At 48.7% G+C, this 15,008-nt stretch carries 8 protein-coding genes; all 8 read left to right on the forward strand.

Annotation, left to right across the window (positions count from 1 at the left end; translation table 11 throughout):
- Window positions 1–12: 12 nt before the first annotated feature.
- The gene (locus GO755_RS02960) at window positions 13–3,471 is read left to right on the forward strand and encodes a TonB-dependent receptor (protein ID WP_157583063.1); all 3,459 of its coding nucleotides are present in this window, start codon (window positions 13–15) and stop codon (window positions 3,469–3,471) included.
- Window positions 3,472–3,623: 152 nt separating this feature from the next.
- Complete coding sequence (locus tag GO755_RS02965; protein WP_157583064.1) at window positions 3,624–5,075, forward strand: RagB/SusD family nutrient uptake outer membrane protein; 1,452 nt, start codon at window positions 3,624–3,626, stop codon at window positions 5,073–5,075.
- A gap of 137 nt (window positions 5,076–5,212) precedes the next feature.
- Window positions 5,213–5,773 carry a gluconate 2-dehydrogenase subunit 3 family protein gene (locus GO755_RS02970; RefSeq protein WP_157583065.1) on the forward strand — a complete coding sequence of 187 codons (561 nt, stop codon included), beginning with the start codon at window positions 5,213–5,215 and terminating at the stop codon, window positions 5,771–5,773.
- Window positions 5,774–5,935: 162 nt separating this feature from the next.
- Window positions 5,936–7,645: a GMC oxidoreductase gene (locus GO755_RS02975; RefSeq protein ID WP_157583066.1), complete on the forward strand. Its 1,710-nt coding sequence runs from the start codon at window positions 5,936–5,938 to the stop codon at window positions 7,643–7,645.
- 174 nt (window positions 7,646–7,819) lie between these two features.
- On the forward strand, window positions 7,820–10,006 hold the full coding sequence (locus GO755_RS02980; protein WP_157583067.1) for a beta-N-acetylhexosaminidase family protein: 2,187 nt from the start codon (window positions 7,820–7,822) through the stop codon (window positions 10,004–10,006).
- Between the two features lie 12 nt (window positions 10,007–10,018).
- On the forward strand, window positions 10,019–12,196 hold the full coding sequence (locus GO755_RS02985; RefSeq protein WP_157583068.1) for an alpha-amylase family protein: 2,178 nt from the start codon (window positions 10,019–10,021) through the stop codon (window positions 12,194–12,196).
- Between the two features lie 79 nt (window positions 12,197–12,275).
- Window positions 12,276–14,045 (forward strand): L-lactate permease, encoded by a 1,770-nt coding sequence (locus tag GO755_RS02990; protein ID WP_157583069.1) that lies wholly within the window; start codon window positions 12,276–12,278, stop codon window positions 14,043–14,045.
- A gap of 19 nt (window positions 14,046–14,064) precedes the next feature.
- A complete protein-coding gene (locus GO755_RS02995; RefSeq protein WP_157583070.1) occupies window positions 14,065–14,976 on the forward strand; it encodes a sugar phosphate isomerase/epimerase family protein in 912 nt (303 codons plus the stop codon).
- Window positions 14,977–15,008 lie beyond the last annotated feature (32 nt).

Below are 15,008 nucleotides of genomic sequence, written 5' to 3' on the forward strand. Positions count from 1 at the left end.
CTTTTAAGAATCATGCGTATAACCCTCCTCCAATGGTTTCTGGTCTGTGCACTAGCCGGAATTTCGTGGGCACGTGATGGGAAAGCCCAGCAACTTCTCGACCAGAAAATTACGCTTTCGGTAGAGAGTCAGAATGTGAAAAAAGTACTGCATCAGATTGAAAAACAGGTTGATGCACGTTTTGTATTCAGCTCACAAATTATCCAGTCGGATCGTAAAATATCCGTTAAAAGCCAATCCGAGCCGCTTTCGCAGGTTTTGATTAAACTCCTGAAACCGCTTCAGTTGGTGTATGAAGTGAGTGGTAACATGATTATCATCCGGCCCGACCGTCCGGCTAAACCCGCTCCAAGTGATGTTGATCAGGCATCTATAGTCGCTCCAATTGAACAGGTTGCGCGTTTTGTATCAGGTACTGTGAGTGACCAGACGGGGGGCACACTCCCTGGCGTAAACGTCGTGATCAAAGGCACCCAGAAAGGGACGACGACCGATGCGCAAGGTCAGTTTAAACTGGAACTTCCTGATACTGAAACCACACTCGTTTTTAGCTCAGTTGGTTATTTGCCTAAAGAAGTTATTGTCGGTAACGAGACTATCCTGAACGTTTCACTAACTGTCGATACCAAAGCATTGGGCGAGGTCGTGGTGGTGGGTTATGGTACCCAGAAACGGGCCGACGTAACAGCAGCGATTGCCTCCGTGCCGATGGGCGAAATTAGAGATATGCCGGTATCCAACGTAGCAACGGCATTGCAGGGCAAAATTCCGGGGGTTGTTATTCAGCAAACGAGCGGTGCTCCTGGTAGCACGCCCGCTATTAAAGTCAGAGGTTTTGGGTCGATTAGCGCCGGTACGTCGCCCTTGATCGTTATCGACGGAAACATTGTTGGTTCGGGCGTATTCGGATTGCTGAGCAGCGTTGATATTGAGAGCATCGATGTCCTGAAAGATGCCTCATCAACAGCCATTTATGGATCAAAAGGCTCCAATGGTGTTCTGTTGGTCACGACGAAACGAGGTAAGCCAGGGCGCATGAATGTGAATCTGGATGTGTATACGGGCTTTCAGCAAATTACGAAGAAAATAGACCTGCTGAACTCACAACAATACGCTGAATTCGCCAAAGAAGCATCCAATACAGCCTATCTGGACAATGTTCCGGGAGCCAGTGCAACAGACCCAAATAGCGTTCGACCAGCGAGCTACCTTCGCTACCGCTATCCACGTGGTGACCTGTTCGATTGGTTCAACTACGACGATCCGGTTAAAGTGGCGAATATGCCCTATACCGATTTTCAGGACCTGATTTTTCGACGGGCTAAAATGAGTAGCTATCAGCTTTCGGTTTCTGGCGGTAACGAAAAAGCGCGTTATCTGGTAAGCGGCAGCTACCTGAATCAGGATGGTATTATCCTGAAATCGTCACTGAATCGGTACATTTTTCGAGCTAGTGTCGAAGTAAACCTGTTGCCAAAGTTAAAAGTTGGGATGAATCTTAACCCATCTTTTAAAAACACACAAGAGGTTACGGCTGAAAACCAGTGGTTTAATCAGGGGATTATTACGGCAGCACTATCGGCAATTCCAATGGCACCTGTTTATGCTGCCGATGGGTCTTATTCGTCGGAACTGGCGCTGGCTGCACCTTACAATTTACCAGGTGTTACCAATCCGCTGGCAAATATTACAGAATACAGCAGCCCATATCTGTCCGGAAATCTGCTTGGAAATATATATGCAGACTACGGTTTCCTGAAAAACTTCAATTATCGGGCATCGGCCAACGTGAATTTCAGCGACAATCGGCGCAATACGTACCGTACGTCGAGAATGCCCCTGAGCAATCTGTTGCCGCCCACTACGGCGATGGGAACCGTTTACTCTGACCAGAATATGAGCTGGTTGTTCAATCAGGTAGTTGGGTTTAACAAAAGCATTAATTCGGCACACAACATTGAGGCATTGGTCGGTATGGAAGCCACTTCGACCAAGTTTCAGTCGAGCAGTGCCTCGGGGAGCTCGTATGCCAACGACGTTGTCGAGACGCTGAATGCCAGCGCGAGCGGTTCTACGACGACCGCCTGGTCGTTCAAAACGGCGAATGCATCGGTCTCGTATTTTGCTCGGGCCAACTACAACTATAAAGGCAAATATCTGGCGAATCTGTCGGTTCGTCGGGATGGGTCGTCCATTTTCGGACCTGACAATCGTTGGGGTACGTTCCCGGCGGGTTCGTTGGGCTGGCGCGTGAGTGAGGAGTCGTTCATGAAAAATATTCGGGCTATCTCAGAAACTAAACTTCGGGTCAGTTATGGGCTGTCGGGAAATAATGCGTTCTCAGATAATTACCCCTACGTAGCGCAATTGCGAACAGATAACTACAGCTTTAACAACAACCTGGTCAATGGATTAGCACCGTCTTCGCTGGGTAATTCGAAACTGGGCTGGGAGAAAAATCAGCAGTTCGATGCCGGAATTGATGTTGGTCTGATCAATAACCGCATCTATCTGAGTGTCGACTATTACCATCGGATTACCAAAGACCTGCTGCTTTCGGTCAACGTACCTTCACTCACGGGCTTCACGTCGGCTTATAAGAACATCGGAAAGATGGAAAATAAAGGGATGGAGTTTGCGCTCAATACCCGCAACATGACCAAAGGCTTTATCTGGAATACGACATTCAATCTTTCGTTCAACCGGAATAAAGTGCTGGAACTCGGCCCAACTGGTGACCCAATCCGGACGACAAGTGGCAGTCTGGCCGATTTAACTATTACTCAGATAGGCTCGCCTATCGGCAGTTTCTACGGCTACAAGCAAATCGGAATTTTTCAGAATCAGGCCGATTTAGATGCGAATCCGCATGACGTTACGTCTAAACCGGGAGACGTAAAATACGCTGATATTGACGGTGATGGCAAGATCACGGCGAACGACCGTACAGTTTTAGGGAACAATCAACCTGACTTCATTTATGGCTTTACCAACACATTCAGCTATAAAGGATTTGACCTGAATATTTCCATTCAGGGAACGCAGGGTAGCAAAATTCTTAACATCGGTCGCCGGTATTACGACAATATGGAAGGCAATCAGAATCAGATGACAACGGCCTTGCATCGCTGGCGTTCGGCAAGTGATCCGGGCGATGGGATTACACCACGGGCCAACGAACGTAGCACTGGGAACAACAACGCCGTATCGTCGCGCTGGGTCGAAGATGCGAGTTATGTGCGGATTCAGAACGTTAATCTGGGGTATCGACTGCCAACAAAACTGTTGAACAAGATCAAGATTCAGCAACTGCGCGTGTACGTATCGGCCCAGAATCTATATACCTGGACAAAGTACCTGGGTTATAATCCTGAAGTAAGTAACTACGAAGGGCCATTGTCGGCAGGTATTGACTATGGCGCGTATCCGCTTGCAAAAACCTACACGTTTGGTATCAATGTGGGATTCTAATTTTTAATTAAACACGGAGAAACGGAGGATTTCACGGAGAACACAGGGTTGATTTTTATAATTAATTGACTGGTAATAATTCGTTTACGTCTCTGTGTTCTCCGTGAAATCCTCCGTTTCTCCGTGTTTAACCCTTTAATCAGTTTAAAAAAATGAAGATATATAGAATCCTTGCGAGCACACTGATTATCGGTTTGCTTAGCTCGTGCAGCCAGCAGTTTCTGGACTTAAAACCAATAGCGAACGCAACTACCGATAATTTCTACAAAACGGGCGACGATATAAAGAATGCCGTTAGTGGAAGCTATGCCGCTTTACAAGCCGATGGTATTGCCGGCAACAGCTACGTATTCGGCGATATCGCGTCAGATAATACGATCCCCGTGGCTTCTGGTTCCATAACCGATCAGGACGAGTTTGATCGCTTTTACATCAAAACGACCAACCCGTACATTTCTGGCCGATGGAATGACAGTTACTCCGCCATTGCGCGATTCAATACCATTCTGGATAAAATTGATGGTATCACAATGGATGCTGCCATCAAGAGTCGTTACATCGGTGAAGTGAAATTTTTGCGGGGCTGGATTTATTTCATTCTGGTGCAGACGTATGGCGATGTGCCGCTGGTAACTAAGTCGATCAACAATCCCGATGATGGGTATGCCTACACGCGTAACCCTAAAACGGAAGTGTATGCACAGATCGAAAAGGACCTGTCGGAAGCCGAGGCCGCCTTACCTGCTACATATACCGGGGTTGATGTGGGTCGGGCAACGAAGGGTGCGGCTAAATCCATGCTGGGAAAAGTGTACCTGACCCAGAAGAAATATGCGCAGGCAGTTACTAAGTTGAAAGAAGTGATTGACCTGAATGTGTACGCTATTTTGCCTAGCTACGCCGACGTATTTAAAGTGAGCAATAAAAACCACAAAGAGTCGGTGTTTGATGTGCAGTATAAGTCGGGTGGAGCAGCGGAAGGAAACCCCTGGCCGAACCTGTTTGCCCCTCAAAGCTCTGGTAATTCGGTCATTGCGTTTAGCGGTGGCGGAAATAATCAACCCACTGAGGATTTGTACAAAGCCTATGAAACCGGCGATGTACGTAGGGATATTTCGATGGCCATCTCGTATGTCAACGCCAGCGGGCAGGTTGTTCCGGCCAACTTCGTTAAGAAGTATTTTGATACGCCCGCCACGAACAACGATAACGGTAACAACATCCCCATCATCCGGTATGCCGATGTATTGTTGATGTATGCTGAGAGCTTAAATGAGGTTGGTTATCAGGCTGCCGGAGAGGCTTTTACGTATCTGAATCAAATTCGGACTCGGGCAGGCTTAAAAGCTAAAACAGCTACCGATATTCCTGATCAGACGTCGTTTCGCCTAGCTATCGAACAGGAGCGCCGGGTCGAACTTGCGTTTGAATGCCATCGCTGGTATGATCTCGTGCGAACAGGCCGGGCTATTCCAGTCCTGAACGGCAAAAAAGACCAGATTCGATTAGTGAACGTACTGACGGAGAATAATTTAGTCTTCCCGGTTCCTCAGGCGCAGATTGATGTCAATAAAGACAAGATCAAGCAAAATACGGGGTATTAGATAAAGTGCGTTGAAGCCTTTTAGTATCATATTTTGTTTGACAGGATTTACAGGATGAACAGGATTGGGTTTGCCGGAAAAATCCTGTTCATCCTGTAAATCCTGTCGAAAAGTCATTATAACTGAATCAAAAACAGATGAACAGACGGGAAGCAGTAGCACGAGTGGCCTGGTTGATGGGAGGGACCCTGTCTGCGCCAACACTGATGGCCATGAGCCGGTGGGAACAGGTCGTTGACGATCAAAAAACTCGGCCTGAAACCGCCGACTTTAGGCTGGACGATGGGCAACGTGAGATCGTAGCACGCGTTTCCGACATCATCATTCCCAAGACCGACACACCGGGGGCTATTGATGTAGGCGTACCCGCATTTATGGATGTGATGCTCCGCGACTGTTACAAAAAGCCCGCGCAGGATGCTTTCATTGCCGGTGTTCGTAACCTGGAAAGTAAAAACTTCCTGACGCTCAAACCCGACCAGCAGACGGACGTATTGAAGCAGGTTGAAGCCAGCTCTGCGCCCAGTGCTACCAGCCCGTCATTCTGGCAAATCATCAAGGAAGTTACGTTGTTAGGCTACTTCACCTCCGAAGCAGGCATTAAAGCATCGTTTGATTATCAGCCTATTCCCGGTCGGTTCGAGGCCATTAAAATCAAGCCCGGCCAGAAAGATTTTATGTACGGAAATCAAGTGTGAACTAGTATGTGTGGTGTCGGGTACTTACACCCGACACGCGAGGTTTTCTAAAACCTCGTGTAGCTTACTTTAAAGGTTTTGAGAAACCTCGCTGTGTCAGGTTAAAGAACCTGACACCACTAGTCCACTAGTCGTCAATCACTAATTCAATCATTGTAATACATGAATCTGAACATAAAAGCGGAAAAGGCACAAACATACGACGCCATTGTTGTTGGCTCAGGAATGACAGGCGGGATGGCCGCTAAAGAGCTGACCGAACGGGGCTTAAAGGTATTAATGCTCGAACGAGGATACGAACTCAAACACGTCGAGGATTACAAAACCGCGATGAAAGACCCCTGGGAGTTTGAGCACCGGGGTAAAATCACCAACCTTGCCGCAGAAGAGCATTATGCCAGTATGTACTTCTCGGCCAGAGAGGGCACACAGTACCTGTACACCAATGATGCCGAGAATCCGTATATCCAGAAACGTCCATTCAACTGGATACGGGCGTATCATACGGGCGGTAAATCGCTGTTGTGGGGAAAGCAGTCCTATCGCTGGAACCGCGAAGATTTTCTGGCCAATGCCAAACAGGGACTTGGCGTCGAATGGCCTATTGGCTATGACGACCTCGTGCCCTGGTACAATCATGTCGAAAAATTTGTAGGGGTCAGCGGTCAGGCAGAAGGGTTAGACGTTTTGCCGGACGGCCAGTTTTTGCCGCCCATGGCCATGACCGCTCCCGAACTACATTTGAAAAAATCAGTAGGGCAGAAGCTGAATCGGCCCATCACTATTGGTCGTGTGGCCCATCTCACCAAACCCCAGCCCTGGCATACCGCATTGGGACGGGCTAGCTGTCAGTTTCGGAATCGGTGCTCACGTGGTTGCCCGTTTGGTGCGTATTTCAGTTCGCTGGCGGCTACAATCCCGGCGGCCCGTCAAACCAACCGCCTGACGATTGTTCATAATGCGATCGTGAAAGAGATTTTGCTGGATAGCCAGGGCCAGAAGGCAAAAGGCGTTCGGGTGATTGATCAAAACACGATGGAGGTTCGGGAGTTTTACGCCAAAATTATCTTCCTGAATGCGGGTACGATTGGGTCTACGTCAATTCTGATGAACTCCAAATCGTCTCGTTTCCCCACCGGATTAGGTAACGACAGCGATCAATTGGGCCGGAATCTGATGGATCACCACCTCAGTGTGGGCGCACGGGCCGACATTGAAGGCTTTGAAGATGACTACTATTTTGGTGCCCGCCCTAACGCGTTATACATCCCACGTTTCCGAAACTGGGGCAGCGACAAACGTGGCTACCTCCGCGGATTCGGTTATCAGGGTGGCGCATCACGGGCCGACTGGTCACGGGGTGGAGCCGAAACGGGCTTTGGGGCTGATTTTAAAGCGAAAATGACGCAGCCTGGCCCTTGGAAAATCAACCTGAGCGGCTTTGGCGAGGTGCTGCCCGATCCTAACAATCGCTTCTATCTTAGCGAAGACCAAACCGATAAATGGGGTTTGCCTAAAGTTGTGTTCGATGCGGATTTTGGCGAAAACGAACGCGCTATGCGCAAAGACATCATGAATGACGGGGCCGAAATGCTCGAAGCAGCTGGTTTCAAAAACGTAGTTCCATACGACAATGCTGTTGCGCACATGGGTCTTGGTATTCATGAAATGGGTACGGCGCGCATGGGCAAAGACCCCAAAACGTCGGTACTCAATAAGTTCAACCAGGTTCACGCCTGCAAAAACGTATTCGTCACCGACGGTTCAGCCATGACTTCTGCCTCGAACGTGAATCCGTCGATTACTTATATGGCACTCACAGCACGAGCTGCTAAGCATGCTGTCGATCAGTTGAAAGCGCGAAGTCTTTGATAAGACTATTTAAATAAATATCCTGATAGATAAGTAGGTTAAATTCTGACGTCTTAGCCCCTCTCCTGTTTTGGGAGAGGGGTTGGGGTGAGGGTAAGCCAGAGCCGCTCTGCATTTCCCTCACCCCCGGCCCCTCTCCCAAAACAGGAGAGGGGAGCAAACCCATAGCCCTGCATGAAAAGGCAATACATTCTTTATTGGATCTGTTTTCTCGGTTTCGCCTTCTCGTTTCCAAGAGGCTCTTACGCGCAGGCAACGAATGGAAAAACCCAGCTTACAATTGCCTACGACACCACCAGCAAACCGATTCAATTTGGGGTAAGCCGTTTGGAAAGGGCACTTCAAAAAGCTGGTCAGCCTGTTCGGAAAGTACCGGTTACACTCGGAACCAACGTAAACGGAGTTTTTATTACGGTTGAATCCGCTCAGGGTGAACAGTTTATTCGGGAAGAAGGATATCGGATTAGCTACCAGAATAATAATCTGCTGATTACGGCTGTCGATGCGGCTGGAGCGATGTATGGCGTACTGGACGTAGCGGAACAGATTCAGATGGGGAAAAGCTGGAAAACGCTGCCACCCAAAGTCGTTAATCCGCATTTTACAGTTCGTGCATTGAAAGTTAATCTGCCCTGGTCATCGTACCGATCGGGTCCGGCGATGGAGGTGCATAAAGACGTATGTCGTGATCTTGCGTATTGGCAGCGATTGCTAGATCAAATGGCTGAAAATCGCTTTAATATCCTGTCACTCTGGAATATCCATCCGTTCTCCTTCATGGTGAAGCCAACGAACTTCCAGGAGGCCAACAACTTCTCGGCCACCGAGATGGCGGATTGGAAACGCTTCTGGACAAGCCTGTTCCGAATGGCGAAAGAGCGCGGTATCGAACCCTATATCGTTAACTGGAACATTGCCGTTTCGCCCGAGTTCGCGAAGGCGTATGGCGTTAAAGAGCGAAACGATACGTCGGCGGTGGTGAAACGGTATACACGTGAAGTGGTTACGCAGGTCATCAATGAATATCCTGACTTGGCCGGAATCGGAATCACGCTGGCCGACTGGATGAGCAATTTCAGCGGGACCAATTCAACCCTGCCAGAGATGACACCTAAAGATCGTGAAGACTGGCTGGAGGAAACAATTGTGGCTGGGATGAAAGCCGCTAAGCGACCGGTCAAGTTTATCCACCGTTCGGTACTTTCCGCCGATCCGGGCGAAATGCGACGAGTGATCAATAATGCCCAGTTGCCCGATACGACGCTGGTCGAAATCAAATTCAACTGGTCGCATGGGCATTCAACACCCACATTGGCCTTGACGCATGATTCGCATTCGGGCAAGCGGGACGATGGCTACTGGAATCCACTGCCCTCGAATTACCGCATTCAGTGGATGATTCGGAATGAGGATTTTTTCATTCTTCGCTGGGGACAACCCGATTTCATTCGTCGGCACATTGCACAGAATACAGCGCCTTACGTCAATGGGTATTTTGTCGGTTCGGAGGGCTATATACCAGCCAAGGATTATTCGCATATAACCAGCAATCACCGGACCTGGGAGTATGCATTTGAAAAACAATGGCTGTTTTACCAGCTCTGGGGCCGCCTGCTTTATGATCCGTCCACACCAGATGCCGTATTCGAAGCCTCCTTCGTGAATCGCTATGGGATGAAATCGGGCAAGCCAATGCTCGAAGCCTATTCGGCAGCTAGTCAAATGCCGCTGCGATTGGCTTCTTTCTACGGGTCAACCTGGGATTATACCTTGTATTCAGAAGGCTTTCTGGCTCCTTTTTCGGCTGGCAAAGGCTTTCAGGATAACGTGTCATCGTTTATTTCCATCAACGAGCTAATCGACCATTCCACCTTAGAGCCAACATATCTGTCGATCAAGGAATACGTTAGTCAGATTTTGGCAAAAAAGGCAATCCCAAAAGGAAAAATCACACCGTTACAACTAGCCGATTTACTGGATGCTGATAGTAAAACGGTACTTCAGCGGGTGGAGCAACTACGCTCAGGCGATTCGCCAACATTGGCTTGTGAATTAGCAGATCTGGAAACCTGGTCCTATCTGAGCCGCTATTTTGCGGATAAACTTCGGGCGGGCGTAGCCCTTCAAACCTACCGACTTTCGCAGGACAAAATGCAGCAACAGAAGGCAATAACCTACCTGAATCAATGCGTAACCCACTGGCGAAAAGTCAGCGAAATTACAGCTAGTCATTATCACGAAGTGCCTTACACCGAAGGCTATATCTCGAAAGAGAATGCCTATAAAGATTCCCAGCGCTTTCTGTGGAGCAACTATCTCCCGCAGGTACAGCGCGACATTACGTTGGCACAGGAGCCATAATTTCCCTAAATCATGGAACGAAGAGATTTTATTAAAACCACCGGTCTCATAGGAAGCGCCTATGCGTTATCCGGGCCATCTGTCCTGGCGAATCCATCTGCCAATGTACTAGCGCCAACCGATGGCTTTTGGCTCGATGGGCCGATGCGCTGGGCGCAACTTGCTTTTGTTGAGCGAGATCCCGGCCATTACGACCCTGATTTCTGGCTCAATTACTTCAAGCGGATTCATGCCGATGGAGCCCTGCTCAGCGCCGGTGGCATCGTTGCTTTTTATCCGACTAAAATCCCCCTGCATCACCGCAGCGATTTTATGGGTAATTCCAATACACTGGGTTATCTGGTAGAAGGCTGCAAAAAACAGGGTATGAAAATTATGCTTCGTACCGACCCTCATGCTGCCCGGCAGGATGTTTACGATGCACACCCCGACTGGATTGCCGTAACCGTTGATGGAAAACCACGCCGTCACTGGGCCAATCCAGATTTGTGGGTTACCTGCGCACTGGGGCCATATAACTTTGATTTCATGACCCAGGTGAATCAGGAAATCATGCAGAACTTTCAGCCCGAAGGTATTTTCTCGAATCGCTGGCATGGTCATGATATTTGTTATTGCGAGCACTGCACGAGTAACTTCAAAAAGGCTTCCGGTCTGGAATTACCAAAAGCAGTTGATAAACTTGACCCAACGTATCGCAAATGGGCCGACTGGCGGATGAAGCGCTTGCGAGAAGTCTGGTCGGTGTGGGATGCGGGTATCCGTAAGCAAAAACCGACAGCAAGATTCATCCCCAATGGCTTCCCCGACAAAGTAATGACCGGGAAAGAAGCCGATCTGTTCTTCGCTGATCAACAGGCGCGACGTGGACTTACCGCTCCCTGGGCCAATGGAAAAGGAGCCAAGGAACTACGTTCTACGCTGGGTATGAAGCCACTGATTGGGATATTTAGCATTGGAATTGAAGAAGAATTTCGATGGAAAGATTCTGTACAGAGCGACGCCGAAATTCGGATTTGGGCAGCCGAAGGCACGGCCAACGGCATGCGTCCCTGCTTTGTAAAATTCGGTGGCGACATCTACGACAAACGGTGGATGGAAGCAGTAGCCAAGCTGTATGAAGGTTACTATAAAAACGAGAAATACCTTCGTAACACGGCTTCGATGTCGCGCGTCGGTGTCGTTTATTCGGAACAAACCGACCGCAATTACGGCGGCAAGCCGTGGCAACAGAAAAGCAGTGATCACCTGGACGGCATGTATCACGCCCTTGTCGAGAGCCGTATTCCGTTCGATATGGTGAATGACCGGCTGCTTACACCCGAAGATCTGAAACGGTTTAAGTTGCTGATTTTGCCCAATATTGCGGCCCTTTCCGACGCGCAATGCAAACAGATACAGGCGTTTGTAGATAATGGCGGTAGCGTTGTCTCTACCTTCGAAACATCGCTCTATGACGAAGAAGGTAAGCAACGATCCGATTTTGGTCTGGCGAGTTTATTCGGTGTTTCATACGATCAGAAGGTAGAGGGACCGATGCGAAACAGCTATTTGCAATTGCGCAACGACGCCAAAAACAGCCAGACGCAACTGATTCTAAAAGGACTGGAGGATACGCCCCGTATTATCAATGCGATTTATAAAGTCGATGTGAAGCCAACGACCACGTTCCCCAGCCCAATCACGCTGATTCCTACGTATCCTGACCTGCCTATGGAGGATGTGTACCCACGCGTAGCGGAGACCGATACGCGGGAGCTATACTTGCGGCAAGTTGGCAAAGGGAGAGTTGCCTACATTCCCGGCGATTTGGATCGCTCGTTCTGGCAAATGCTGGGCATCGATCATGGTCAACTGCTGAGTAATGTTGTGAACTGGGCACTCGATGAAGAACCCATTGCCGCCGTAACAGGGCCAGGCGTGATCGATGTCAATGTCTGGCGGCAGGCTAACTCGATGACTGTGCATCTGGTAAACCTGACCAACCCCATGATGATGAAAGGCCCTTTTCGGGAGTTGATTCCTGTAGATGCTCAGGTCAGTATTACTGTTCCCGCTGGCGCAAAAGTGACTGGTGTAAAGCTACTTATGAGCGACCAAAAGCCTAAGTTTGAACTAAAAGGTGGCAAAGTAACCGTATCCGTACCCAAGATTCTCGATCACGAAATCGTCGCGCTGGATTTGGCGTAATTGAGTAGGACTGTGGTGTCAGTTTTTAGAACCCGACGCCATGGAAGATTGAAAATCAATTCATTAACTGAATACAACCATGATCTGGAAACAAGTTATTGATCCGTTTAACAATATTACTTTATCCGTAGTAGTAGCGGCAGTACCCATTCTGTTTATATTCTGGGCACTGATTATCAGGAAAATGAAGGGCTATCAGGCCAGCCTGATCGCTACAGGACTGGCCATGGTTATCGCCATTCTGGTTTATGGAATGCCCATAAAGTTAGCGCTGTTGTCAGCCGCGCACGGGGCGGTGTATGGCTTGTTTCCCATTTGCTGGCTGGTGACTATGGCAGTTTTCCTGTTTAATGTCACCGTAAAAAGCGGTCAGTTCGAGATCATAAAACACTTTATGGCGTCCATCACTTCCGACCGGCGGTTACAGGCGTTATTGATTGCGTTTTCGTTCGGGTCATTTCTGGAAGGGACTGCCGGGTTCGGAGCACCCGTTGCCATCACGGCAGCTATGCTGGTTGGACTGGGTTTCAATCCACTCTACGCGTCGGGTATTTGTTTGATTGCTAACACCGCGCCGGTCGCCTTTGGGTCGATCGGGATTCCCATTACGGTGGCTTCACAGGTGTCGGGCATTCCCGAATTACCCATCTCGCAAATGGTTGGTCGAACATTGCCGATTTTATCGATTATGCTGCCTTTTTATCTGGTGAGTATCATTGCTGGGTTCAAAAAAGCGCAGGAAATATGGCCCGCAGTTCTGATGTCTGGTATTTCGTTTGCCTTCCTTCAGTACTTCTCGTCGAACTTTTTAGGCCCTGCATTACCTGACGTGATTGCCGGACTTGGTTCGATTATCTGCCTTATGGTTTTCCTGCGCTTCTGGAAACCGACGACTATCTGGCGTTTTGCCAACGAACCCGCTGCCACAATTAACACCGACATCAGCTACACAAACGGGCAACTTATCAGGGCCTGGTCGCCGTTCATTGTGCTGACCATTATGGTAATCGCCTGGGGTATTCAGCCGATTAAAGACGTACTGAATTCGACGGGAATGACCCAGTTTGAGTTTCCTGGATTGCACAACGCTATTCAGGGAGAAGATGGGAGTTTGCTACCTAAAATATTTAAATTCAATTACTTATCTGCCGCTGGGACAGCTATTTTGATTGCTGCTTTGGTCGTTATTCCGTTAGTTGGCCTGACATATGGTGAGGGCGTACAAGTGTTTGGTGCTACGCTAAACCAACTCAAATTTCCGATTCTAACGATTGCCGCAGTGTTAGGATTTGCCTACATCCTGAATGATTCGGGCATTACGCTCACGCTGGCCGAAGTGCTGGCGAATACGGGTTACCTGTTCCCATTTTTTGCCCCAGTACTGGGATGGCTGGGCGTTTTCATTACCGGCTCCGATACGTCGGCCAATGCGTTGTTTAGCAAGCTTCAATATGCTACGGCTCAATCCATTGGCGTTGACCCGGTCGTAACCGTAGCGGCTAATATATCGGGTGGTGTGGTTGGTAAAATGATCTCGCCCCAGTCTATTGCTGTAGCTGCGGCTGCGGGCAATCTGGTGGGCAAAGAATCAGAACTGTTCCGTTTTACGGTGAAGCATAGTTTTTATATGCTGAGTTTCATTTGCCTCATCGTGCTGGCTCAGGCATACGCCGTAAAATGGATTATTCCAGTCTACGAAATGCTCGGCAGCAAGAAAGCCGCAGCTATCCCCGATCTCTCGAAAGGCTATACTTACCTGATCGTATTAGGCGTATTGTTAGCCGGAATAGCCATTTCTGTTCTGACAACTACCAAAAAGAAAGTACAAACTCCCGATTTAGTAAATTAACGATTGCACCTGAATTGATATGAATGCACCGCTTTGTAACTACATGAAAGTTGGCCTGGTTCATTTTATGGCATTTCCCGAAACCATGAAGGGCGAAGGACCAGTTCTGGAAACCATTAAAAAAGTTGTGTTGGATGAATATTTCACGGCCATAGAAATTACAACCGTCAAAGACCTGGATGTTCGTCGAAAAGTAAAAAGCCTGCTCGAATCGTCGCACATGACGGTGGCGTATGCGGCACAGCCCCGATTACTAACGACAGGCCTAAACCTGAATGACACCAACGAAGAAGGGCGGCAACGGGCGCTCGCTAATGTAAAAGAAGGTATTGATGAAGCCTATGAAATCGGCGCTACAGGCTACTCGTTTCTGAGCGGGAAGTATGAGGAGTCCAGAAAAGAAGAAGCGTTTGAGCTGCTCGTAAAATCCACCAATGAAATCTGTGCCTATGCAAAAAGTAAGGGCGATATGAAGATTTCGCTGGAAGTGTTTGATTATGATGTCGATAAAAAATCGTTGATCGGCCCCGCTGATCTGGCCTTACGCTACGTGCAGGAAGTTCGAAAAGAGCATGATCATTTCGGTTTAATGGTCGATTTGAGCCACATTCCGTTGATTCACGAGACGATTGAGGAATCACTTTTGCCTGTCAAAGATTACATCACGCACGCCCACATTGGCAACTGCGTCGTCAAAAGCCCGGATATGCCTGCTTATGGCGATGTCCACCCACGCTTCGGTTTTCCAAATGGCGAAAACGACGTGCCAGAAGTGACGCATTACCTGAAAGTCCTATTAGACATCGGTTATTTGAATACAGAAAATCCACCTATTGTCAGCTTTGAAGTAAAACCTTTTGGTGATGAAGACCCCGATGTCGTAATTGCCAATGCCAAACGGACATTGAATGCAGCCTGGGCGCGGGTGTAGACCTCTAAAAGTCACCTCACCCCAACCCCTCT

The sequence above is a fragment of the Spirosoma arboris genome (assembly GCF_009754945.1).
Taxonomy (GTDB): Bacteria; Bacteroidota; Bacteroidia; order Cytophagales; family Spirosomataceae; genus Spirosoma; species Spirosoma arboris.

Excerpts from the sequence above, each read along its gene's own strand:
- GO755_RS02995 (WP_157583070.1), top strand. The coding sequence starts at position 14,065 with ATGAATGCACCGCTTTGTAACTACATGAAAGTTGGCCTGGTTCATTTT.
- GO755_RS02985 (WP_157583068.1), top strand. The coding sequence starts at position 10,019 with ATGGAACGAAGAGATTTTATTAAAACCACCGGTCTCATAGGAAGCGCC.
- GO755_RS02960 (WP_157583063.1), top strand. The coding sequence starts at position 13 with ATGCGTATAACCCTCCTCCAATGGTTTCTGGTCTGTGCACTAGCCGGA.
- GO755_RS02965 (WP_157583064.1), top strand. The coding sequence starts at position 3,624 with ATGAAGATATATAGAATCCTTGCGAGCACACTGATTATCGGTTTGCTT.
- GO755_RS02980 (WP_157583067.1), top strand. The coding sequence starts at position 7,820 with ATGAAAAGGCAATACATTCTTTATTGGATCTGTTTTCTCGGTTTCGCC.
- GO755_RS02975 (WP_157583066.1), top strand. The coding sequence starts at position 5,936 with ATGAATCTGAACATAAAAGCGGAAAAGGCACAAACATACGACGCCATT.
- GO755_RS02990 (WP_157583069.1), top strand. The coding sequence starts at position 12,276 with ATGATCTGGAAACAAGTTATTGATCCGTTTAACAATATTACTTTATCC.
- GO755_RS02970 (WP_157583065.1), top strand. The coding sequence starts at position 5,213 with ATGAACAGACGGGAAGCAGTAGCACGAGTGGCCTGGTTGATGGGAGGG.